At 56.5% G+C, this 25129-nt stretch carries 14 protein-coding genes; 8 read left to right on the forward strand and 6 right to left on the reverse strand.

The features are described 5' to 3' along the window. Positions 1-338: 338 nt before the first annotated feature. Entirely contained in the window at positions 339-3305 is a 2967-nt protein-coding gene (locus KUV52_RS14670) for a ricin-type beta-trefoil lectin domain protein (protein WP_222526667.1), read from the reverse strand. A gap of 999 nt (positions 3306-4304) precedes the next feature. Here KUV52_RS14670 and KUV52_RS14675 point away from each other — a divergent pair. After that, positions 4305-6485, forward strand: coding sequence for a TonB-dependent receptor family protein (locus KUV52_RS14675; protein WP_409996485.1), 2181 nt, complete (start codon positions 4305-4307; stop codon positions 6483-6485). 371 nt (positions 6486-6856) lie between these two features. Here KUV52_RS14675 and KUV52_RS14680 read toward each other — a convergent pair whose 3' ends face one another. Further along, positions 6857-8923 carry a M13 family metallopeptidase gene (locus KUV52_RS14680; RefSeq protein ID WP_222526668.1) on the reverse strand — a complete coding sequence of 689 codons (2067 nt, stop codon included), beginning with the start codon at positions 8921-8923 and terminating at the stop codon, positions 6857-6859. Positions 8924-9693: 770 nt separating this feature from the next. Next, positions 9694-10383 carry a zinc metallopeptidase gene (locus KUV52_RS14685; protein WP_222526669.1) on the reverse strand — a complete coding sequence of 230 codons (690 nt, stop codon included), beginning with the start codon at positions 10381-10383 and terminating at the stop codon, positions 9694-9696. Positions 10384-10872: 489 nt separating this feature from the next. Between KUV52_RS14685 and KUV52_RS14690 the strand changes: the two genes are divergently transcribed. Then, positions 10873-11346: a hypothetical protein gene (locus KUV52_RS14690; protein ID WP_261389992.1), complete on the forward strand. Its 474-nt coding sequence runs from the start codon at positions 10873-10875 to the stop codon at positions 11344-11346. Positions 11347-12065: 719 nt separating this feature from the next. Here KUV52_RS14690 and KUV52_RS14695 read toward each other — a convergent pair. Both KUV52_RS14695 and KUV52_RS14700 read right to left on the reverse strand, forming a co-directional pair. After that, positions 12066-12860: a hypothetical protein gene (locus KUV52_RS14695; protein WP_222526670.1), complete on the reverse strand. Its 795-nt coding sequence runs from the start codon at positions 12858-12860 to the stop codon at positions 12066-12068. Between the two features lie 761 nt (positions 12861-13621). Beyond that, the gene (locus KUV52_RS14700) at positions 13622-14032 is read right to left on the reverse strand and encodes a cytidine deaminase (RefSeq protein WP_222526671.1); all 411 of its coding nucleotides are present in this window, start codon (positions 14030-14032) and stop codon (positions 13622-13624) included. A gap of 735 nt (positions 14033-14767) precedes the next feature. Here KUV52_RS14700 and KUV52_RS14705 point away from each other — a divergent pair. From KUV52_RS14705 to KUV52_RS14715, 3 genes are all read left to right on the forward strand, one after another. Continuing rightward, positions 14768-16135 (forward strand): DUF3943 domain-containing protein, encoded by a 1368-nt coding sequence (locus KUV52_RS14705; protein WP_222526672.1) that lies wholly within the window; start codon positions 14768-14770, stop codon positions 16133-16135. A gap of 165 nt (positions 16136-16300) precedes the next feature. Further along, complete coding sequence (codB, locus tag KUV52_RS14710) at positions 16301-17551, forward strand: cytosine permease (protein ID WP_222526673.1); 1251 nt, start codon at positions 16301-16303, stop codon at positions 17549-17551. Between the two features lie 6 nt (positions 17552-17557). Then, positions 17558-18820 carry a cytosine deaminase gene (locus tag KUV52_RS14715; RefSeq protein WP_222526674.1) on the forward strand — a complete coding sequence of 421 codons (1263 nt, stop codon included), beginning with the start codon at positions 17558-17560 and terminating at the stop codon, positions 18818-18820. Between the two features lie 69 nt (positions 18821-18889). On the opposite strand, the gene KUV52_RS14720 is transcribed toward KUV52_RS14715, so the two are convergent. Next, positions 18890-19600, reverse strand: coding sequence for a TetR/AcrR family transcriptional regulator (locus KUV52_RS14720; protein ID WP_222526675.1), 711 nt, complete (start codon positions 19598-19600; stop codon positions 18890-18892). Positions 19601-19849: 249 nt separating this feature from the next. Here KUV52_RS14720 and KUV52_RS14725 point away from each other — a divergent pair, with 249 nt between their 5' ends. From KUV52_RS14725 to KUV52_RS14735, 3 genes are read left to right on the forward strand one after another with little or no spacing between them, the layout of a single operon-like run. Beyond that, the gene (locus tag KUV52_RS14725; protein ID WP_222526676.1) at positions 19850-20869 is read left to right on the forward strand and encodes an efflux RND transporter periplasmic adaptor subunit; all 1020 of its coding nucleotides are present in this window, start codon (positions 19850-19852) and stop codon (positions 20867-20869) included. Continuing rightward, the gene (locus KUV52_RS14730) at positions 20869-21948 is read left to right on the forward strand and encodes an efflux RND transporter periplasmic adaptor subunit (protein ID WP_222526677.1); all 1080 of its coding nucleotides are present in this window, start codon (positions 20869-20871) and stop codon (positions 21946-21948) included. Before KUV52_RS14725 ends, KUV52_RS14730 begins: the two co-directional genes overlap by 1 nt. Positions 21949-21956: 8 nt before the next feature. Further along, positions 21957-25055, forward strand: coding sequence for an efflux RND transporter permease subunit (locus tag KUV52_RS14735; RefSeq protein ID WP_222526678.1), 3099 nt, complete (start codon positions 21957-21959; stop codon positions 25053-25055). Positions 25056-25129 lie beyond the last annotated feature (74 nt).

A 25129-nucleotide genomic window follows, 5' to 3' on the forward strand; every position in this document is an offset into this window, starting at 1 on the left:
CTCGCTTCCTCTCCTTCTCATTTCAGCTCTGCCCAGACTCGCTTCCATGCTCGGCTGGCCACTCGGGCCTTCCCTGGCCCTTGGCTTCATTCCCAGTCACTCCCGCTCGGCGCCGCGAGTCGGCGAAGGTGGACGGCTTTCGCCGTGAAAGACCTGCGGACAACATCAAAAGGTTTCGATTTCGAGGCTCTTCTACTTATCCGTTTACGCGAGGATATTTAGAAGTCTCAACTCTACGGACAAAGCCCCGAGGGAACGATCACCACTTCCATAGGAGGTGGTTTAAGACTGGTAATAAAAAGCCGGCCATCAGGCCGGCTTTTTTAATGGCTGCTCGGTTACAGACTGGAGCGCCACTTCTGGTTATCGCCATCGTGGCGACGGTAAAGGATCACGGCAGCCCCCGCCCCCTCACCGGCTGCATCCAGTGCCAGACCGGAAGCCATGCGCGCACTGAACACCTTGCCTTCCTTATCAAAAGCCTGCTCCGGTGCATTGGCGTTACAGCTGGCCAGAGCCAACTGCTGACCATCCACGGTGTTGCCATTGGGGATACTCAGACACAGGTCGCCCGGAAGATCGCTCTTAATGCTGCCGGCGATGGGATCGAAGTACCACTTCTGCCCCGCCCTGTTCTGACAGGCCTGAACCGTAATGGTGGCACCACTCCCGCCGCTTTCCGGCGCACTCAGACACAAACCGGCCCGCTTATCGCGCAGACTGACCCAGCGATGAATGGTCATCTCCGGACGCAGCAGCCACTGCTGATTGGCCTTGCCGTGCAGGCTCCATTGACCCACCTGTGAGTCATTGCCAGTACCATAGGCGTCGGCAACGATATTGGGATTATGGGCATTGCGGACAAAGCGTCCGTCGTAATCCCAGCGCAGGTTATCACTGTCCACGCACTCCCATACCACTACCTCACCGCCTTCGTAAGCCTGACCGCGGTTATCCAGACAAAGCGCCCGGTTGGCCTTGTTCTGAAACTGGCGCGCGTTCTCGTCGTAGAACCAGCGCTGGTCCCAGGCGTTTTTCTCGCAGTCGTACAGAATCACATTAGTGCCGTTGGTCATCTCCGAGCCGTTGCCGGGGATGTCCATACAGCGCCCTGAGGCCCGATTCACGATGCGAACAAAGGTGGGCAGCGGATTGACGTACTGAACATCGGTGCTGGCTTCCGCCCTCTCCCACATCTGCAGGTAGGCTTCGGCGGAGTTCATGATCGCCTCATACACCGCCCCACCCTGCTGCTGACGCACATCCTCAATATGGTCGGCCAGCATGCCGTAGTGGGACATCCCATCCTGGTTAAAGTCGAAGGTGCGATTACCTGACTGCTGACGATGGAAGGTCAGGCCAAACTCGCTGGTGAACGGATAGAGAAGCGGGTCAGTATCCGCATCCGCCCTGGGGCCAGCCTGTCCGCCCAGGCCACTCATATCGGTGCCCAGGCCCACGCCCGGCAGGTATGCCGTCTCGGCAATCACATTCAGATACTGTTGGATGCGACCACCCACCGAGTTGGCGTTGCTGTTATAGGGCGCAGCAAAGCCCCCGGCTTTGAGCAGTCGGACGGTATTGGGATGCAACCCTTCGGTGCCGCCGTTCATCCAGCTGTGGGAGGTAATCACCCCGCTGTAGCCACGGGCCTCAACAATGTCCATCACCTCGGTGGCGGTATGGGCGGACATATGGTCCAGCTCAATCAGCATCCCCATATCGATCATACGGTTGACCAAGTACACACCCTTCTCGCTCAAACCATGCTTGTTGCAGTGCTCGATGGTCTCGTCGTATTCGGGGTTGAGGCCCACACCGTCGAGGATATCCTTCAGCACCGGTACCTCACCAATCAGAGGGAAACCGGAGGTAAAGCGGTTACCCCGGGTATCCGCGTCACACTCTTCAGTTTCAAAGAAGTGCCCGGTACTGAGCACCTGCCCCAGGTTAATAAAGCCATCTTCCACCCGGGACCCTGCCAGCTGGTTATCGAACTTATGGGTGGGATACAGCACCCGGACTCCGGCGTCGTACACCGCCTGCAGTTGCGCCTCGATCTGAAGGCGGTTGCAATCGTCATTCTCACCGCAGTTGAACAGCTCCGACGCCTCGATGCCCATCAGCACCGCCAGCTTGCCGTCGGCAATCACCGCCCGCGCTTCCTCCGGAGAGCGCACCAATCGGAAGAAGCCTGTGCCCGGCCCACCGGACTGCACATCGATGTAGGCCTCAATCTCATGCAGGCGCTGGATCTGCAAAAAGATGCTGTCCATGGTGTTGCAACTGTTGGGGTTCACCCAACTGGCTGGGTTGATGGTGGACTGCGCATGACAGAGCACCTCGTTCTCTACCAGGTGGGTCACCATCAGCCGCAAACCACCGGCCCAGGCGCGCTCCATCCACTTGTAGTAGTAGCCGCTATGAGTGAGCTGAACCGGGTTGGGCCAGAAGGGAAAGTCCGGCCAGCCACGGGTGTCGTAACGGTAGTTGGCGTCGCCATAGGCGTAGAGGTTGCCCACCAGATCCAGTGAGCCGTCCGGGCCGTGGATCTCCTCACTGTCGCCCAGAGCATGGGTGACGCCCCAGCGGTGGAACGGTTTGCCGTGCATCAGCTTGCCGCCCATAAACTCGTAGGAGGTGATGTGGGTATGGGGATCCGCGAGCCCTCGCACCGGGCCACCGGCATCGCCCTTCAGCGCATCCAGATCGCCCTCAACATTCACCTGAATCTCGGGAAACGGCGTGCAGTCCTGCTGCGCCACCAGGGTAAACGTGGCCTCAGAGTTGTTGTCGTTGGGGTTCAGCAGGTCGAAGAAATAGAGCCCGCCACCCCCGTAGTTGTGCCGTAACTGGCGATCGAGCCCGATGCCGTGGAAACGGTACTGCACCGCCTCACCGACGTCGGCGCTGATGCGCCACTCCGCGTACTCGCCGGGGTATCGACCGGCACTCACCTCAGCGGGCAGATGGCTGGCAAAGTAGCGGCCATCCCGGTCCGTCATCATAAAGTGCTTATCGCGGGTGGGCTTAAAGTAAAAGTGGGTGGCGTCTTCCAGACTCACCGCATCGAAACGATAGCTCAGGCCATCGTCCACCGTTCCGCCCTGGTGGAAGCGGCGCATAAAGTGCCCGTTGGTGGGAGATTGAATGGCGTAACAGCCCTGAGCCAGCTGGTCTACCGCTTCTGCCTCGGCATCAGCCAGCGCGGGAAAGGCGGCAATCAGGGGAAGTGAAGCAAGGAAGATGCGGCCAAAACCGGCTCGGCGCTTTGGCGGCGTTTTGTCGTTAGCAGAGAGATCCATAGTGATCGTCCATCAAGAAGATTGCTGTATAGGTGTACGCAACTGCTGACTTCTGCGGCGTTCAGATATAGGCCAGCCAAACGCTTAATTCAAGCAAGTGTTTGGATGCAAGAGACGCCTAAAACAATGGAGCAAACACTTAAAACAGAGGGGTTTTGCTGAATTGGCGGGCAGTTGCCATTGGGGCACGGGTTGGATGCCATGGATTTCACAAGTGCACCAGTGGAGTGAACCGTGGCAACAAAGAAACATTTTCACCTAACACGCGTAAGCCGGAATTCCGGCATCTGAACCTTTACCTGGAGCCGGAATGCTCCCTCGCTGGTTTAGGACACCGCTTTGCCGTAGGGTGCTGCCTGTGGCGCACGGCCTGAAAGGGAAAAAAGCAACAACCGCGTTCATTCGTCGCCCGAATTCCCGGGGGTTCCGTGGGCCACAGGCCCACGCTACACGAAACTCCCCCACTCCGGTTCAAGATGCCGTTCTTCCTGTAGCGTGCTGCCTGTGGCGCACGGCCTGAAAGGGAAAAAAGCAACAACCGCGTTCATTCGTCGCCCGAATTCCCGGGGGTTCCGTGGGCCACAGGCCCACGCTACACGAAACTCCCCCACTCCGGTTCAAGATGCCGTTCATCCTGTAGCGTGCTGCCTATGGCGCACGGCCTGAAAGGGAAAAAAGCGATAGTTGCCACGGAGCGTGCTTTGATTCTTAAGGCGGGGATTCTTAAGGTGGGTGTCCAACTAAGCAGTTAGGTTGTCGGTGGATGTCTCGTTAGGCCGGTGCCTCGCCAGCCATTGAGACAGGGTCGATGCAGCCAGGGAATTAACACCTGAGACCAGGCGCGTTTACCTTTCCGCCCTATAGGGTGCGCCACCTCACAAAAGCGCAGTCAGTTGCGCCCAATGACTCAGAGATGTGTCCTAGTTGTTTCCAAACTGAAACCGGTAAGCATAATGATAATGGTTACCATTCAGCTTGGATTAAGGATATCCCGTGTCGATTAAAACAAACCTGTCCCTCAGCCTTGTCGCTTCCGCTCTGATTGGGGCGCTTTCTCATCCTGCGATCGCGAGTGAGGACAAAACCAGCGTCACTGAAACAATGACGATTTTTGGCAGCCATAACCCCCTGAACCTGGCCCCGGGGAGTGCCCACCTGATTTCTCAGGAAGATCTGGACACCTTCAAGTTCACTGACATCATGCGTACGTTATCGACGGTTCCTGGTGTGTATGTGCAGGAAGAGGACGGCTATGGTCTGCGCCCCAATATCGGCATGCGCGGGACAGGTCAGAATCGCTCAGAAAAAGTCACCGTCATGGAAGATGGCGTTTTGGCTGCCCCAGCGCCTTACGCCTCTCCAGCCGCTTATTACTTCCCTACTGCAGGGCGTATGGAAAGCATTGAGGTGCTTAAAGGTTCTTCCACCATCAAATATGGGCCGCGAACCACAGGCGGTGTCGTGAACCTGCTGTCTCGTCAGATCCCTGATGCCGATATGGCAGGAATGGTTGACCTGAGTCTCGGTCAGGATGGCTTTGGTAAAGTGCACGCTTATGGTGGTGGTCAAGGCGATCGCGTAGGCGCAGTGGCAGAGGTGTACCACTACCAGGCTGATGGCTTCCGAGACATCAACCACGTCGGTGGGAACACCGGTTTTGACAAAACCGATGCTTTGGCAAAGGTTCGTTTTACTTCAGAGCAAGGCGCTCAGTTCCACCAGGAGCTGGAGGTGAAACTGAAGTACTCTGAAGAGACTTCCAATGAAACCTACATGGGGTTAACGGAGGAGGATTTCTCCAGTAATCCTTACAGTCGCTACAGTGCTTCCCAAAAAGACCAGATGGACACCGATCATAAGCAGGTGCAGTTGAGCCATCGGATTGAACTGACGCCCGAGATCAGTCTAGGCACGGTGGCTTACTACAACGCCTTTCATCGCAATTGGTATAAGGCCTCTAAGGTTGATGGGAAAAGCCTGGGTGATGGAGGCATCGAAGCGGCAGCCGCGTTTGATGCCAATCCAAATGGTGAAAGCCTGTCTGTAGATGTTAAAGCCAATAACCGTGACTATTTGTCTCAGGGTATTCAAACTGAGCTGAATGCCGTATTTGGCGAGCATGAACTGGCCTTTGGCCTGCGCTTACATGAAGATGAAATGGACCGCTTCCAGTGGGTCGATAAATATCAACTCAGCAGCAATTATGACTGGAGTCTGATTGAAGCGGGCGTGCCCGGCACTGACTCTAACCGAATTGATAGTGCTAATGCTGTCGCCGTATATGTTCAGGACCAATTCACTGTTGGTGACTTTAATATCCTTGCCGGCCTGCGGTATGAAGATATTGAAACTCGCCGTTTAGATTGGGGCAAAAACAACCCGGCACGCATCGGGGCACCAGACAAGAACATCGAAAACAGTTTTGATGCATTGTTGCCTGCTCTGGCCGCCACCTGGCAGATAACCGATGATCTCCTGATGTTGGCTGGCGTACAAAAGGGCTTCGCACCGCCGGCTCCAGGTAATGCCAGTGGCGATATTGAAGAAAGCTGGAACTATGAGTTTGGCAGTCGCTACAACGCGGGCGAGCTGAGCGTTGAGGCGGTGGCATTTTATAGTGATTACAGCAACATGCATGGTAACTGTACCGCTGCACAAGGCTGTGATGAGGAAGACCTGGATAACCAGTACAACGCGGGCGAAGTGGACGTCAAAGGTCTTGAGTTGAGCACAGCCTACACGTTCAACGCGGATGGGACAGTCATGTTCCCGGTTAAACTGAGCTACACCTACACGGATGCAAAATTCGCCAATGACTTCAGCTCTGACTTCGAAGTTTGGGGCGATGTGAAAAAGGGATACGAGTTGCCCTATCTGCCTGAGAATCAACTGTACTTGTCTGTAGGGGCTCAAGCCGAAGCATGGCAGGTGAACCTGGCAACCCGTTATACGGATGACATTCGTACAAAGGCTGGCACGGGTTCTATTCCTCAAGAGGAACTGATTGAGGCAAAGACCGTTGTAGACCTCTCCGCTCGTTATTTCATCGGGCAAAATCAAGAGATCTATTTCCTCGCGGAAAACTTGCTGGATGAAACCTATATGACAACACGCGTTCACGGTTCCATCTTTGCGGGTAAACCGCGCAGTTTTGCAGCGGGCTATACGGTTAGATTCTAAGTTCCGACACAGGCCTCGGCAGTCCACACTCCGAGGCCTTTCTAATTCTCGGCTTAGTGATATTGCGCGTTACTGGCTTCCGTGGGCCACAGGCCCACGCTACGCGAAACAAACCCACTCCGGTTCAGGATGCCGATCTTGCCGTAGCGAGAGTTAAGAGGACACCCATCTTAGAGTTACTGGTCACCCGAATTCGCCGGGGGACCGTGGGCCACAGGCCCACGTTACGCATAACTTCCCGGGGTTCCATGGGCCACAGGCTCACGCTACGTGTCACTCCCCTCTTCCGAGCTTGGCGGAATGAGTTCAGTCACAGACAAAAAAAGGGGGCTTAACGCCCCCTTCTCTATGTGCAAACCCGTTGCACGCGATTACCAGATCCGAACCCGATCCTCTTTGGGGATATAGAGCTTGTCGCCCGGCTGGACGTCAAAGGCTTCGTACCAGGCATCGTGGTTACGAGGTGCCAGAGCACGGTAACGACCCGGGGCGTGGGTACCCGCACGCAGCTGGTTAAGCATGCTCTGCTCGGTGCGCTTCTCTTTCCAGACCTGAGCCCAGGCCAGGAAGAAGCGCTGATCGCCAGTCAGGCCATCAATCACCGGCGCCTCTTCACCGTTCAGGCTGAGCTTGTAGGCGTGGTACGCCATTGCCAAGCCGCCAACATCACCAATGTTTTCACCCAGGCTGTTTTGGCCATTCACAAAGTTATTGGGGATGGGTTCGTACTTGTTGTACTGAGCCACCAGGTTGTCAGCACGGGCCTCGAAAGCCGCACGGTCTGCGTCAGTCCACCAGTTACGCTGAATCCCGTTCGCGTCGGACTTGGAGCCCTGATCGTCAAAGCCGTGGCCCATCTCATGACCAATCACCGCACCGATACCGCCGTAGTTCACCGCCGGATCGGCATTGGGATCGAAGAACGGGGGCTGCAGGATAGCGGCCGGGAACACAATCTCGTTAAAGGAGCTGTTGTAATAGGCATTCACCCGCTGCGGAGTCATGCCCCAACGGTTGCGGTCGGTCTTCTCCAACTCGCGCTCAACGCTCTGGGCATTGAAGAAACGACGCAGTGCCTGCACATTGCCAACCAGATCATCGTCGGACAACTCCAGGCCATCAAACGACTGCCACACATCCGGATAGCCGATCTTCGGGTTGAACGCCGCCAGCTTAGCCCGGGCATTCACTTTGGTTTCTTCCCCCATCCAGTCGAGTTCGTCAATGCGCTGACCCAGTGCGGTACGCAGGTTCTCAACCAGCTCGGACATCTGCTGCTTGGAGGACTCAGGGAAGTACTTGGCGACGTAAACCTTGCCAATGGCAAAGCCCAGCGACTCAGTACCGGACATCTGCTCAACGGCGCGCTTCCAGCGAGGACGGGGCTCAACCTGACCGTTCAGCGTCGTGCCATAGAAACGGAAGTTGGCGTCGTAGATCGCTTCGGAAAGGAAGCTGGCGTTGTTGCTGATGGTGTGGAAGGTCAGGTAGTCCTGCCACACGTTCAGCGGCTCGTTGCCAATCAGTTCGATCATCGCTTTGGTCGGCTCAGGATAAGCAATGTTCAACTGCGGCAACTGGTAGCCGGAGGGGGCAATAAAGCGATCCCAATCGAAGCCCGGGTACTCCTTGGCCAGGTCTTCACGCTTGATCTGGTTCAGGGTCAGGTCGCGGTTACGACGCTTCTCACGGGGCCACTGCTGCTCAGCCATCTTGGTTTCCAGCGCCAGAATGGCCTGGGCGCGTGATTCGGCATTATCAACACCGGCGAAGTTCAGCATCTCGGCGATGTGCGCCAGATAAGCCTCGCGGATTTTGACGAACCGTTCAGCGTCTTCCAGGTAGAAGGAGCGATCCGGCAGGCCCAGTCCCGTGGCGAGCAAGGTCAGTTCGTACTGATTGGGATCCAACCGGTTGAACCACATGCCACCGGCCAGAGGGCTGGCCGCGCCGGTCAGCCACGCTTCACCGAATACGGTGGTTAAGTCTGCACGGGAGTCGATGGCCCGAATCTGGTCCAGCGTGCCCTGAATCGGCTTGAGACCCGCGGCATTGATGGTGTCGACGTCCATGTAGGCGCGGTAGAAGTCAGCAATCAACTGCTCCTCTTCGTTCAGATCGTCGCGAGAGAGGATGTCATCGATGATCCCCTTAACCCGCTCCTCACTGCGCTCTCCCAGTTTGTTGAACGCGCCATAGCGGGTTTTGTCCGCGGGCATCTCGTAGTTGTCGTACCAATTTCCGCTGGCGTAAGCGAAGAAGTCGTCACCGGGACGAACGGACAGATCCTGCGCGCTCAGGTCGATACCAAAAGTGCCCAGTTCGGCTTTGCCCTGGGGCGCTTGTACTACGGTTGCGTCTTGGGTCTCGACGTCAGAAGTGCCGCAACCGGTAAGGAAGGCAGCCGTCAGGGCCACCGCCAGGATTGATCGCTTCATTGCTGTTTGCTTCCTTGTTCCATCGTTATCGTTATGAGTGCGGTCCGCGAAAAGCGACGCTCTACCCGGAGCGGCACAGAGTGCCACATTATGGCTCTATACGGGCTAGTTTCACTCAATGTTCCCATGCCCCTGCTGCACACACTGTTCGTTTTAACAGTGTGTTGTCGTTTGGGGCACCATGCGGCGAGTTTAAAACCTGACACCCAAAATGCCAACCGGGCCTCAACACCTTGTAACACAATGTTTTCGGTAACAAACTGGCCCCCTTTGGGAACAAGTGACCCGTGGCTTATTGCTTACCGAGTGGGATTGGCTTCGTCCATCATCATGCGCGGCATTGTCACCAGAAGCCTCAGGCTCGACTTAGCCACTGCGACTTACGCACGGGAATCAATATCAGTTCAGTGACGGGTTGGTGGCAGCAGCCCCGGCTGAGGGAAATTCGGGCGGGTTGGCAAGTTTGATCTGGACGCTTTGACCGACGCTTTTCTCTTAGCGAAGCGGCTTAGGGCCGGAACGGTTGGTCGGCTATATGGTATCTAACCCGTCAGAGTAACTGGGCTTGGCGCCAACCGCGTTTGGTAGTCGCTCGAATTCACAGGGGTTCCGTGGGCCACAGGCCCACGCTACGGTTAACGCCGCCGTTTCGATTCAAAGTGCGAAGCCAAACGTAGCGTGCGCCTGTGCCGCACGAACAGACCGAGAATGTGGCAGCAATCGCCCCAGAGCGGTCATTGAAGCGTTCAATTACTCCGAATTCTTAAACCTTACCGACGAAGCACCGCGACCCATCGTCCCAGGTTTAACAAGCTGGTCAGCGAGGCAGCGACATAGGTCAGTGCCGCCGCCTTGAGAATTTTCTCCGCGTGCTTCAGATCACCGTCGTGCAGGTACTCGCCTTTCTCCAGGAGCGGCAGCGCCTTGCCATAACTGGCATCGAACTCAACTGGAAGGGTAATCAGGTGTACCAAGGTGCTGAGTGCCATCGAAACAATGCCAATCACTATCGTTAATGCTCCCGCCTGCGGAAGGCGGGTTAGGAGTAGGATAAGCGGAGTCGCCATTAGCATAATGCCGGCAAGGCGCTCGCCGACCATTGCTGCCTTAACGAGTTTCTGCCGCGCCAGGAACAACGATTCGCCGCGTGAATCCTGAATGGCGTGCCCCACCTCATGGGCGGCAACCGTCACTGCCGTCAATGAGTATCCTGAGTAGTTTTTTGGCGTCAGACGCACAGCCTTAGCGGCCGGGTCATAATGATCACCGACAGAGGTCTCCTCTACCTGGACGTCGTCTAGGCCGTAACTGTCGAGCAGGTGGCGCGCGAGTTCGCCACCGCTTCCCTGCTTGCGGTAACGATCGGCCGGCTGACCGTACTTTTCCATCACGTGTTTGACCCACATCCCCGGCAAGAAAACACATAACGTGATGATGAGTAAGATGATTATCCAGAACATTTAAATCGCTGTGTAATGAGCATTTGTGCGGCTACCGACTATTGTACGCAGAAAAATGAGCAACAGATGCTTGCCTACGATTACCCGCTTCAGAATCTAGCGCAAATAGGAAACGACTTGGGCCGATGAGCTATGCGACAAGCCCGTGCTACTCTAAACACCTGAAAGTGACTGCTGCCGCAACACCGCACCTTCCGACGTAGGCTGGCACTCTACACGGGCAAAAACAGTCGTTCACCTAAGTCACGAAGCGCCCCATACCGGAGGTTTGGGTTTTCAATCTACTCGGACCCCTTCGGTGCCTGCCTTTGACGACGATTTGGGCTGAGAGGATTGGTCTTGAGCCTTTGCCCTGCCCTGTTAATCCACACTCTCACCCCGGTGACGGCGTGAGGGGTCTATCGGCTGCGGTCACTCAACCTGAGGCGGAAATCACAGTGATTAAGGCTGGGTTAAAGGCAATCTGCCACGGATTCGTTATATTAAACAATGACTAATCAACCAAGAAACGAGGATCCGACTATCAAACAGCATCACACTGACACAACTGCGCGCCGTGGCCTTTGGATAAAGCTGGGCGTTCTAGCCACGCTGGTGCTGGCAGTTGTCATGATATTTAACGTGATTCCTAAAGGGTTTAAGACAACGCATGAAGAGATCGGGACAGGAAAACCGGCCGTGGTGTTTGTCTACGATCCCAACTTCACCTCGAGCAACAGCCAGACAGAACAGATGAATGAGGCCCGACGTCAGGTTGGCGATACGGCGTTCTTTTTGATCGCTCGGGTAGGCTCACCGACGGGTGAGGAGTTCCGCGCGAAATATCGGGCCAACTCCTCTGAAATTCTGCTGTTCTCTCCTTCCGGGCAGTTGATCGAGAGAGACCGCGCGGTCAAGAGTGCGGGCAATATCATCCAATGGGTGAAATCAGCCAGTGCCACCACAGGTGGCGACGCCAGGTAGGCGGGTCAGCTCAAGACGGCCTGTCGACACTCGCCTGATCGGCTTTGGAACCCCCTGAGGGCCTGTTGTTAGGGGTACCGTTGCCCAAGATTTGAGTTTGCTGTGGCGAGATAAAAACAGCCCGAAGGAGAGACCCTTCGGGCTTTTTAGTGGGGTATCTGGATCCAGTACGCGGGCCAACACGACCTGGGTTCTAAAAGTGGGTGTCCAGTTAAGCCCTTCATTGCTGTTTGCTTCCTTGTTCAATCGTTATCGTTATGGGTCCGGACCGCGTCAAGAGACGCGCTGACCGAAGCTGCACAGGGTGTCGCACTATGGCTGTATGCGGCGTTGTTTCACCGTTCGGTGCAAAGCAGCATCAACCGCCAAGCTCGGCTCCAGCCACCAATAGTCAACTCGGGTAGAGAGGCCCCCAATGGAGCCTGCCCCCCCTTTGCACAGCCGCTCCGGGTTGACAGTGCCATGTCGTTTTGCGCCGCTATCCGGCGAGTGTAAAACCTACCACCCAAAATGCCAACCAGACCACAACAGTTTGTAACACAAGGTTTTTAGCCAACTCATTTTACAGGGTGCCGGGCATAAGCAAGCCGATGGGTTTGATACCGGGTAGCATCGACAGTGCATCATCATTCGTGGCCGGTTGAATAAAGGGGGTAAAGGCGGGTGTCCAGTTATCCAGTTCGCATGTACTGCTCGTTACTGATTGGACTTGCTTTGACTCACTCAGACAAACCTTTAATACACTTACCAATAAAGCAGCTTTTCTCAGTATCACTAACAGATTCTCTTTGATTCCTTATTTTATAAATTTGCTCACAAAACTCAGATTTATTCAACAAATGTTGTCCAAAACCAAAATTGACTTTCGAATTTATTGAGAGCGTCACAGTTAAAACTATCAATGTCAAAACCCACGCCCCAAAACGACTGTAATATCTAGATAGGTAATTAGCTGTAGGTATTACAAGTAACCACCAAGCCAGCACTAACGCTGCAGTTCCTAAAATTCCACCAAACCACAACTCATTTTTGTTGATAGAAATACTTGCACTTCCTGTTACCATGACTCTATTTAGTGCAAACCAAAATAGAATCAAAGAAATGAAGTTTAATAAAGCATAAGCCTGAATAACCTGATAAAAATATAGTTTATGAGCACCAACCCTTCTGAAGCATGTTACGAAGGACGCTGAGGCCCAAAATATCAAGCCGAAGATCAAAGCCTGCACCAAAAGATTAATTGATAGTAGCACCGGGTTAATCACTGAAGGAAATTCTAGTATATCAAAACCTTTGAGAATCCAATCTAGCGTTATTAATACGCTTGTTACCAATAAAATTGAATTTACCAGGTTCTTAAAACTATACTTTAATGGCGTACTTTCCCATTCACCGTCTAAGATCTCTGGATTTTTTATAAAATAGTACATTTCTTTATAGAAAGCATAACCTGGAACTGACTCAAGCATAATTTCTTGCTTACCATATTGTTTTGAGAGCTGGTTTAATAACATTCCAAATACAAAAAATTAGAGTTATTAAAGATGGTGTCCCGCGAAGATGCAGAAAGTGTCTAACTGGACACCCAGCTTTGCACTTCTCGGGAAGCCTCATTACTGCCCAGTTGCTGGCAATCCGCCTTAGCTTTGCTGAACTACCAATACCACGGCAGGGGCATGACAAACAACGGGGAACCTAAGCTCTTAAAGCCTAGCTGGACACCCATCTTTGCATCCACAAGAGAACTCTATTCGGAATGCCTCGGTTTCTGCCTGCACGTGGTCATCCAGCAACGTCTGCTGAACCGCCGTTGCAGCAATGGGGACACGCCACGCAACGGGGAACGAAACCTCTTAAAGTGGGTGTCCAGTTAAGCCCTCGCCTGATCGGCTTTGGAATCCCCTGAGGGCCTGTTGTTAGGGGTACCGTTGCCCAAGATTTGAGTTTGCTGTGGCGAGATAAAAACAGCCCGAAGGAGAGACCCTTCGGGCTTTTTAGTGGGGTATCTGGATCCAGTACGCGGGCCAACATGACCTGGGTTCTAAAAGTGGGTGTCCAGTTAAGTCTGTTCAGATCAACGACCAGTCAACCTGTCTGGTCCCGAGGACCTCCAATGACCGCTGCTGGCGCCGAACCGAGCGGTCGACGCAGACGCTGCCAGCGAGAGGCCTCTCCACCAGGTTGACGGGCACCAGACGCCCCATTGCAGCCTTTTAGAAGGCACTAATGTAATGCCTCACTCAGCCGTAGCTTTAATTCGCTCTTAAATGCTTGATTACATCACATTTCCATTTACTAATGACCAATGGTGAGGCATTAGTTCGCGGATGGTTTTGAATACAAGCTCATTGCTATTAGTAGAAATTGCAGCTTTGACATCCCCCCCCCAGTGAACCAAGCGCTCTTGGCATATTCCGCAAGGGGACAAAACCAAAAACTCACTGTTTTCGTCTGCACGATAGATGCACAATGAGTGTGTTACCTTCTCATTCAGCTTGTGCGCTTCAAGATAGGCTCCGACTTCCATACAAAGTGATAGAGCATCATTCATTGTATCCGGTGCAATGCTCGTCAGTACTTTTCCAGTTTCAGTTCTCACTGCTGCGGCACCGCCCCATCCTGATGGATAGCGTGTATTTATCAAATCAACCGCCGCTTGGTACAGCTCTATTTCTTCACTGTTCATGGTGCTCCTTAATCCATGTTCTCCCAGCGCTATAACGCCAAACTAAGCGGTACAGCTTTGCTGCATCCTCGCTTGAGCGCCTTGTTAGCAGAGCCCAGTAAAATTTTTAATGAGATCCGGCAATACTGTTTGGTCTGTTTCAAAACCGAACTCGCACAATTGCGATAGCATGGAGTGCTCAATAAATTCTCCCGACACCACAACTTACCCATTTGATTGTACATAATGGTAATGACTTGGTCATCATATTCTGCCTTAAGCTCTGCAACACCACAGGAATATGAGCTCATTGCACTTAGGCTTTGTAGAAAATCTTGAGCGCAATGCTTACCAAAGAAGAATTGTCGTTCACAGTGCAGCCAGCTATTACAAAGGCTAAACATTCGTATGTGTCCGTTCCTGCATCTCTGATATTTCGCAGCTCAAGCTGCTTACGTTCATCATTTTTTTCATACTCAGCTACAGCTAACAGTTAATTTGGTGGAATTTCCACTTTCACTCGCAGCTAGCTTAGACTGAATATGCACGGTGAAACCGCGCCAAAGCCATGAATGACTGGTTGTGGCAGCATTTCCGCCAGTCAACGTACGCGCCACAGCGGAATCACGGTGCCGTTTTCCCACTTCAGGTCCCGCCAGTCATCCCTCCCCTACCCCAACTTGACGCTTTAGTAACCTCTGCCAACCTTACAAAGCACCGCTCTGCTGCGGTTCCTCTAGGTTGCTGGGAAGGGAAATGGGGCGACATTTATGGCTTAAGTTCGGGTTGCTCTCTTTGCTGATGGCCGCTTCCTGTTCGTGGGCTTCTGCCGACAATAAGCCGGAAACGGAGGCAATCGCTCGCCCCGGCATCACCAACAGCAGTTGGGAGGAGAAGGTCGTCTCCCCGGTGGTCTACCGAGATCCTTACGCCGTCGCCCTGTTTAATGCCCCCCATGGCGAGGATCGCGAACGGCTTAACTCGCAATCCCTGTTGGTTGGTGGCTTTATCGTGACCACCGCGGGTGTGCTTGCGCTGCTGCCCAGCGATTTTACCCAGTGGGAAGACTCTGAAGAGCCACTGCATAAACGCTGGTGGGATAACGTCAGAGCAGGGCCGACCTGGGACAGGGACGAGTGGTACCTCAACTGGCTTGGCCACCCCTATCTTGGCGGCATGTTCTATCAGGTGGCGCGTAAATCCGGTTACCGGCAGTGGGATGCCTTTATCTACAACACACTGATGTCCACCTTCGCCTGGGAGTACGGGGTGGAGGCCTTTGCGGAGGTGCCCTCCATTCAGGATCTGGTGATGACCCCTTTGCTTGGTTGGGTCTACGGCGAATGGGCGTTTCAGAAAGAGCGCGAAATCATTCAGCGCGGCCGTACCGTGTGGGGCTCACGCTTTCTTGGCAATACCGCCCTGCTGTTTCTGGATCCCATCGACGCGTTGGGGTGGCAGGTCAATAACCTGTTCGGCAGGAAGATCTTTATTGCTGGAACCGGTTACTGGGGCTACCAGGAAGCGCCGCTGGCGGATGGCCGTAGCGACGAGCAGGTTTATCTTCAACTTCACTACCGTCTGGGGTCGGGCAAGCCGCAAACCGGAGACCAATACCTCCCCTCCAGTGCCTATTCGACTCACAGTAAAGACCCGGTGGATTACAGCATCGTCAGCTTCTCACTGGGCAGCAGCTATCTGAATCTGGATGACCTCTGGCTGGCAAACAACGCGTGGGCCCCCACCTACACCTTCGGTATCCACTTCTACCCTTCCCTTTCCGCCCGGCTTAGCTATACCCGCACCAAACTGGATTCAAAGCGTGGCGGTGGCGAGTTTATCTATGAGAATTACAGTGCGGATCTGCAGTATTACTTCCTCTCTGAGCATCGCATCCGTCCCTTTGTGACCGTTGGCTTTGGCGAAACCCTGCTTGAAGAGGATCTGGAGCAAAACACCTTCCAGTGGAATGGCGGCATCGGCCTTCATCTCAAACTCAGTAACAAGTGGGCGTTTCAGTTTGACTGGCGCTCTTTCTACGGTAAACAGAACAGCAGCCACGATGCCCTCTTTACCGGACAGCTGATCTATCGTTTTGGCCGAGGAGAATACGGAGCGCTGTAAACCACCCACTTCTGCTATTAGTAGTCCGATTTTCTTACCGGATTTCAGACAATGATCACTTTCCTCGTGATCAACCACACGGTTTCCTCAACGTCGCTTGAACTTTCCGTTCGCGCCCCTAAACTCCCGCGCAATTTGTCTGGAGCTTAACGACGGGAGAGAAAGATGTCGGCAGATACTGAGTACGGATTGGAACCGGTACCGCAACACGCACGTAAGGGATTTGTGCCAATGACCCTGGTGATGCTGGGACTAACCTTCTTCTCCGCCAGTATGTGGACCGGGGGAACATTAGGAACCGGGCTCTCGTTTGATGATTTCTTCCTCGCCGTGCTTATCGGCAACCTCCTCCTCGGTATCTACACTGCATTTCTTGGTTACATCGGCGCCTCTACCGGCCTCTCCACTCACCTTCTCGCTCGTTACTCTTTCGGTACCAAAGGCTCCTGGCTTCCCTCCGCTCTGCTTGGCGGCACGCAGGTAGGCTGGTTTGGCGTCGGCGTTGCCATGTTCGCCCTGCCGGTTGAGAAGTTCACCGGCATCGACGCGCAAATCCTGATTCTGATTGCCGGTGTCGCCATGACCATCACCGTGTTCTTCGGCATCTCCGCTCTGATGGTGCTCTCCACCGTCGCCGTACCCGCCATCGCCCTGCTGGGCGGTTATTCGGTCTTCCTGGCGACTGAGTCTGTGGGCGGCATTGAGGCTCTGGCACAGCTGACTCCGGCGGAGCCCCTCTCCTTCAACCTGGCCCTGGCGATGGTGGTCGGCAGCTTTATCAGCGCCGGTACCCTGACCGCGGATTTTGTCCGCTTCGGTAAGAGCCCGAAAACCGCCGTGGCGGTCACGCTGATCGCCTTCTTTATCGGCAACTCGCTGATGTTTATCTTCGGTGCAGCGGGCGCGGCGGTGACCGGCCAGTCCGACATCTCCGAAGTGATGGTGTTGCAGGGTCTGCTGGTGCCCGCCATCATCGTGCTGGGCCTCAATATCTGGACCACCAACGACAACGCGCTGTACGCCTCCGGCCTCGGCTTTGCCAACATTACCGGCGGCAACGCCAAGATCCTCTCCATCATCAACGGTCTGGTGGGCACCCTGTTCGCCATGTGGCTCTACAACAATTTCGTGGGCTGGCTGACTTTCCTGTCCGCCGCCATTCCACCGGTGGGTGGCGTGCTGATTGCGGATTACCTGCTGAACCGCAAGCGCTATCATCGCTTTGATGAATCCCAATTCCAGACCGTGCGTTGGAGCGCCCTGAGCGCCGTCGCACTGGGCGTAGCGGCAGGCCACTTCCTGCCCGGCGTGGTGCCGGTCAATGCCGTACTCGGCGCTGCCCTCTCCTACGTGGTACTTAACCGGCTGGAGTCCCGTATGACTGCAGCCAGCGTGACGCAATCTGAAGGAGCTTAATCCCCGATGCTCATCAACAATGTTCAACTCGAAGGCCAACAGGGACTGTGGCAGATCCAAAGCGAACAGGGCGTAATCCGCGCCCTGGTGCCGATGGCTGACGCGCAACCCGGCGACGCCATCGATGGTGAGGGTGGCCTGGCGGTCGCTCCCTTTATTGAGCCGCACATCCACCTGGATACCACTCAGACCGCCGGACAGCCCAACTGGAACCGCTCCGGCACGCTGTTTGAAGGCATTGAGCGTTGGGCAGAGCGCAAGGCGATGCTGACCCCTGAGGACGTCAAAGCCCGTGCCCGCCAGACCCTGAAGTGGCAGATCGCCAACGGCGTTCAGTTTGTCCGTACCCACGTGGATGTCTCCGACCCGGAACTGGTAGCGCTGAAAGCGATGCTGGAACTGCGGGAAGAGATGAAGGAGTGGGTCACCCTGCAGATCGTGGCCTTCCCGCAGGAGGGGATCCTCTCCTACCCCAACGGCAAGGCGCTGATGCGTCAGGCGATGGAGCTGGGCGCAGATGTGATCGGCGCCATCCCGCACTTCGAATTTACCCGTGAGTACGGCGTCGAGTCCCTGCACTTTATGTTTGATCTGGCGGATGAGTTTGACTGCCTGGTGGACGTGCACTGCGATGAGATCGACGATGAGCAGTCCCGCTTTGTGGAAACCCTGGCCACCCTGGCGCTAGAGCGTGGCGTTGGCCATCGCGTCACCGCCAGCCACACCACGGCGATGCACAGCTACAACGGCGCCTACACCTCCCGTTTGTTCCGTCTGCTGAAGATGTCCGGCATCAACTTTGTCGCCAACCCGCTGGTGAACATCCACCTGCAGGGTCGCTTCGACACCTACCCGAAACGTCGCGGTATTACCCGGGTGAAGGAGATGCTGGAGAGCGGCATCAACGTCTGCTTTGGTCATGACGATGTGTTTGACCCCTGGTACCCGCTGGGCACCGCTAACATGCTGCAGGTACTCCATATGGGGATGCACGTCTGTCAGCTGATGGGCTATGACCAGTTGGACGACAGCCTTAAGCTGATTGGCCGCCACAGCGCCCGCACTCTGCAGGTGGAAGATCAGTACGGCATCGAAGTGGGTAAGCCCGCCAGCCTGCTTATCCTGCCTGCCGAGAGCCAGTTTGATGCCCTGCGCCGTCAGGTTCCGGTGCGTTACTCCATTCGCCACGGCAAGGTGCTGGCGCAAACCCGCCCGGCGCAAACCGAGCTGCACCTGGGCGAAGTGGAAGCGGTGGACTTCCGCCGCTGAGGGCGCGGGAGTTCACGCACAAAAAAGCGAGCCAATTGGCTCGCTTTTTTTATGGCTCGATGAGTGCCCTTAGAGCATATGCCCATCGACACAGGTGCCCTGCACCATCAGCTCCCGCAGATCTTTCGGGTCCGGGATCTCCGACTCCTCGATCCCCAGAAGCGGCGCGATAAGACGGGCGAACAAGCGCCAGTGGGCCAGCAAGGCCTCGTCATTGTTACTGCCGTAGGTTTGGGTCAACAGAGGCCGCAGAGTGGCGGGCGCATCAGAGAACATGCAGCAGAACCACTTGATCTCCGCCATGTTGGAATCGGTCAGGTAACCGGCCTGTTGAGTGCGTTCCAGTTCAGCAAGAAACACCTTCTCGGTGTTGCCGGTCAGGTCATACAGGTAATCGAACAGCTCCTCTTTGGAGCCCATGGCACTGGCCGCCAGACGGGAGGGCCGGGGATCGATCAACAGGCTGGCCATCAGGCGCACCATCATCTGGAACAGGCGCTTATTGGGCGGCAACGCTGGGTCGGTTTCCTCCACCAGGGTGTGCATCAGCCCCTGAATGTAGAGGTGGATCTCGTCGCAGATCCGGTGCCAGATCTGCTCCTTGCTGCCAAAATGGTGGCGGATCAGGCCGTGGGAGACCCCCGCCGCCTCGCTGATCTCTCTCACTGAGACCTTATCAAATCCCTTCTGGCTGAACAGGTCCGCTGCGGCACACAGAATTGAGCGCTTGGTCTGTTCCGCCGCTTCAGCGCTTTGGCGTCCGCTGCGTTTATCTACCATATCGGGTCACTTTGGTTGAATCATCAATGGGTTTCATTATGCCCGCCTGGACCGGAAGTTGGCCAGTCACCGGCTCACACCGTTCTTATTATCCACATGTAAAGCAAATTTGCTATCCACAGGGAGAGCAAATATACTTTCCAACCGTATAGTAACGTACACCCTGTTAACGCACCGCTCTCATTGCAGGAACTGATTTCCATGATGGATCGCCACTCCCCCCCTCCCACGCGGCTATTGGCTGTTTTGATGGCAGCCGGTTTGCTGCTCTCCGGCTGCTCGGAAGTCCAGTCTTTCCCGGTTCAGGAAAGCGAGAAGCCGGTAAAAATTCTGCAGGTCCCCCAAAATCACAACGCCTTGTCCCATCGCTTCTCAGCACAGATTGAAGCAGGTGATCGCGCTCAACTGGCGTTTCGGGTGCCCGGTCAGATCAATGCAATAAATGTGCGGATGGGGGAACCGGTCACTCAGGGAGCCATCCTGGCCACACTGGATCCCACCGATTACCTGATTGCCGTCGAAGCCCGTCAGGCGGAGTACCAATTGGCCAGAGTGCGACTCGCCCGTACCGAGCAGCTGTTTGCCCAGCAGTTGACCAGCGAAGACCAGCGGGATCGCGCTCAAACCGAGCTGACCGTTGCCCAGGCCCGACTCGATCAGGCCAAGACGGATCTGGCCTACACCCAGTTGGTCGCGCCCTTTGATGGCGCCGTTTCTCTGACCCATAAGCGGGCCCATGAAGTGGCGGGCGCCAATGAGCCGGTCCTCAACCTGCAAGGGGATCAGGCCCTCGATATCGCCTTTAACCTGCCCGGTCAGTATGCCCGCCTGTTGAGCGACGCCCAGCCGGTGCAGTTCAGCGTGCGTTTTGCCCACCACCCGGGATTGCAGTTGCCGGCCCGCTACAAAGAGAGCGACGCGCAGCCTGACCGGGACACCAACAGCTTTCGGGTGATTCTCTCCGTCGAACGCCCAGACAACATCAACCTGCTGCCCGGCATGGCCGCCGAAGTGGAAGCCTCTTTGCCCACCGACGATCGCCCCCTCTGGTTTCTGCCCAGCGAAGCGATCGTGGCCCGTGACGGCCAACGGGTCACCGTCTGGCAGGTGGATGAGGACGACCGACTGGTGCCGCTGGATCTGATTCTGAACAGCCAGGGCGCGGTGGTGTCCGGTGCCGATGCCGGAACCCGATTGGTGGCTGCCGGTGCACAGGAACTCAAGGCAGGACAAAAGGTACGCCACTGGGTACGGGAGGGAGGACTGTGATGATGCTGGAACGACACCTGATGCGACTCTGGCCGCTGCTGCTGATCCTTGCGATTTGGCTGATTGCCGGTTGCAGCCCCCAGGCCCCCAAGTCCCCGCCACAGGCGTTGGCGGTGGCCACCATTACCGTTGCGGGTGAGGAGCAGGCACCGCAACGCAGCTTCAATGGCCGCGTTGTTGCTCCGGACCTGACCCGCATGGCCTTTCGCATCGATGGCAAACTGGACCAGTTGCTTATCCGTCCGGGCCAGCGTGTCGAAGCGGGACAACTGATCGCCACCCTGGTGGATCGCACTCAACAGCAGGCGCTGACCGATGCCAAAGCGCAGTTCACCCTGCTCGAACGCCAGCTCAGCCGGGCGCAACAACTGCAACGTCAGGGTTCCGTTTCCGATGCGGAACTGGATGAGCTTAAAGCCAACTGGCGTCTGGCCCGTGCCAACCTCAACGCCGCCAGGGCCCGGCTCGATTACACCCGCCTGACCGCCCCGTTCAGCGGCGTGGTGGCGGAAGTGCACAAGGAGCAGTTCGAAACCCTCAGCCCCGGCGAACCGGTGGCCAGCCTGTACCGGGCCGACCGTCTTGATGTGCAGATCCCGGTGCCCGACAGCCTGCTTTCTCAGATTGACCCCAACTCCCCGAGCATCGGCTACGCCCCGGAAGCCCGGATAGAGGGCTTCGCTGAGCCGATTCAGATGCGCTACCTGGAGCACACTCTTGAACTGGACCCGAAAACCCGCGCTTTCCAGCTGTGGCTGAGCGTGCCGATTGAGAGCGTGGATTGGCGACCCGGCCTGCCCGCCACCGTTACCGTGGATATGGCCAAAGCGGGGCTGACCCTGCCTCAGGGCGTTCGCGTTCCCCTCAGTGCCCTGAGTGCTGGCGCACAGCCCGGCCAGTTCCGCGCCTGGAAGGTGGTGGCAGACAAAGTAGAGCCGGTAGAGGTGGCCGTCAGTGCCATTACGCAGGCCGGTGCACTGGTCAGCCATGGCCTGACGCCCGGCGACACCCTGGTGGTGTCCGGCCTGTCCCGACTTGAGGCCGGTATGGCCGTTCGTCCCCAACCGATCACGGAGTGACACCGACAATGAACATTGCGCAATACGCGATCAAACACCGGGTGATCAGCTGGATGTTTCTGGTCATTCTGGCTGTCGGCGGTGTGCTGGCGTTCCAGGATCTGGGACGTCTGGAGGACCCGGCTTTTACCATCAAGGACGCCATGGTGATCACCCAATATCCGGGCGCGACCGCCATGGAGGTGGAGGAAGAACTCACCTACCCGCTTGAGAAAGCGATCCGACAACTGCCCTACGTGGACAAGATCAACTCTACTTCCACCCCCGGCATGTCGCAGATCATGGTCAGCATGAAGATGGATTATGGCGCTGACGAACTGCCGCAGATCTGGGATGAACTACGCCGCAAAGTCGCCGACGAACAGCCGATGCTGCCACCGGGCGCCTATCCCCCCAAGGTGATCGACGACTTCGGTGATGTGTTTGGCGTGTTGCTGATGGTCACCGGCGACAACTACAGCTACAGCGAGCTTAAGTCCTATGTGGACTACCTGCGCCGTGAGCTGGAGTTGGTGGACGGCGTTGGCAAGGTAAGCCTGGCGGGAGAGCAGCAGGAGCAGATCCACATTGAGATCTCCCTCAAAAAACTCGCGGCCCTCAATCTGGATGTGAACACCGTTGTGGGGCTGTTGCATCAGCAAAACGCGGTGTTGGATGCGGGTAAGATCACCATTGATGGGGAGTCCCTGTATCTGCGCCCCGGCGGCTTCAACTCCAGCGTGGATCCCATCATCCATGGTCGTGACACCGGCCAACTGGTGCGTCTGACCGACGTAGCCACCCTCCATCGCGGCTTTCAGGAGATCCCCACCAATCTGGTCCAGTACAACGGCCAGAGTGCCATCAGCCTGGGCATCAGCTTCGCCACCGGCGTTAACGTGGTGGAAGTGGGACAGCGCCTGGACGCCCGACTGGCAGAGCTGGAGGCGGCCCAACCCGCAGGCATCCAACTGCACACCCTCTATGACCAACCCAAGGAGGTGGACCAGTCCGTCGACGGCTTTATCATCAGCCTGGCTGAGGCGGTGGGCATCGTGATTCTGGTGCTGCTGTTTGCCATGGGCTGGCGCAGTGGCCTGATCATCGGTCTGGTGCTGCTGCTGACGGTGCTGGGCACCTTTATGATGATGCAGTGGACCAACGTGGAGCTGCACCGCATCTCCCTTGGCGCCCTGATCATTGCGCTGGGGATGCTGGTGGACAACGCCATTGTGGTGGTCGAGGGGATACTGGTGGGTCGGCAGCGCGGCCTGTCCAAAGTGGACGCCGCGACTGCCATCGTCAAACAGACCGCCTGGCCGCTGCTGGGCGCCACGGTGATCGCCATCACCGCCTTCGCTCCGATTGGCCTCTCTCCGGACGCCACCGGTGAGTTTATGGGCTCGCTGTTCTGGGTGCTCTGCTACTCCCTGTTCCTCAGTTGGATCACCGCCCTGACCCTGACGCCTTTCCTGGCGGACCTGCTGCTGCCCGCTCAGACTGAAAACGAGGACAACCCGCAGGCCGAAACCCGGGATCCCTACCAGGGCTTCATCTTTACGCTGTTCCGGGGCAGCCTGGCCTTTGCCATGCGTCACAGGGCGCTGACGCTCGGTGCCATGCTGTTGCTGCTGGTGGGTGCCGGTGCCGGATTTGGCTTCGTAAAGAACGCCTTCTTCCCGCCCTCCAATACGCCGATCTTCTATCTGGATCTGTGGATGCCGGAGGGCACCGATATTCGCGCCACCCATAAGATGGTTCAGGATGTCGAGCAAACCATTCTGGCCAAGCCGGGGGTGAAGTTCGTCACCTCCACCACTGGCCAGGGGATGCAGCGCTTTACCCTGACCTACCAGCCGGAAAAGCAGTACGCCGCTTTTGCTCAGCTGCAGATCCGCACCGACACGCGGGAACGGATGCAGGCGCTGATGCACACCCTGGCCAGTGAACTGCCGGAACGCTACCCCCAGGCGCAGTTTCAGCAGCGCCTGATGGAGATTGGTCCCTCCCCGGCGTCCAAGATTGAGGCTCGCCTGAGTGGCCCGGACCCGGATACCCTGCGCGGATTGGCTGGCGAAGTGGAAGCGATCTTCCGCAACGACCCGGGTGCCCGAAATATCCGCCACAACTGGCGCGAACGCACCAAGGTGCTGGTGCCGGTGATCGACGAGTCACAGGCGCGGCGCCTGGGGGTCAGCAACGAAGAGTTGGCTGGCACCCTGCAGATGGCCTTCGGCGGCAGCCGTGTCGGCCTCTACCGTGACGGCACCCGAATGCTGCCCATTGTGGTGCGCCTGCCGGAAGCGGAGCGGGTCGATTTTGGCAGCTTCGACAACATCACCATCTGGAGTCCGACTCTGCAGACCTACGTACCGGTTCAACAGGTGGTCAGCCGGGTTGACCTGATCTGGCAGGATGCGGTGATTCAGCGAAAGGACCGGAAGCGTACCCTGACGGTCATGGCGGACCACGACATCCTTGGGGATGAAACCGCCGCCAGCTTGTTCAATCGGGTTCGGCCACAGGTGGAAGCCCTGCCCCTGCCTCCCGGCTACAGCCTGGAATGGGGGGGCGAATATGAAGCGCAGAACGACGCCCAGAGCATGCTGTTCAGCTCACTGCCGATGGGCTACCTGTTTATGTTCATCATTACCGTGTTCCTGTTCGACTCCCTGCGTAAGCCGGTGGTGATCTGGCTGACGGTCCCCCTCTCCGTCATCGGGGTGACCGTTGGCCTGCTGGCCACCAATCAGCCGTTCACCTTTACCGCTTTGCTGGGTCTGCTCTCTCTGAGCGGCATGGTGCTGAAGAACGGGATCGTGCTGCTGGACCAGCTCAATCTGGAGCTGGGCTCCGGCAAGCCGCCCTACCAGGCGGTGATGGACGCGGCGGTCAGCCGGGTGCGCCCGGTCAGCATGGCGGCACTGACCACCATTCTGGGGATGATCCCTCTGGTGTTTGATGCCTTCTTCGCCTCAATGGCGGTGACCATCATGTTCGGCCTCGGCTTTGCCACCGTACTGACTCTGGTGGTGGTGCCGGTGCTGTACGCCAGCTTCTACCGCATCCGGCCGCCGGTACCCGGTGAAGCCCCCTCCCCGGCCTCTGCGCAACCAATAGCGGCCTGAAGGAAAAGCAAAAGGGCGATCGAACGATCGCCCTTTTCTTTTGCGGGAAGGGGAATGCGCTTCCCCATTCGGGA

The sequence above is a fragment of the Ferrimonas balearica genome (genome assembly GCF_019802055.1).
GTDB lineage: Bacteria > Pseudomonadota > Gammaproteobacteria > Enterobacterales > Shewanellaceae > Ferrimonas > Ferrimonas balearica_A.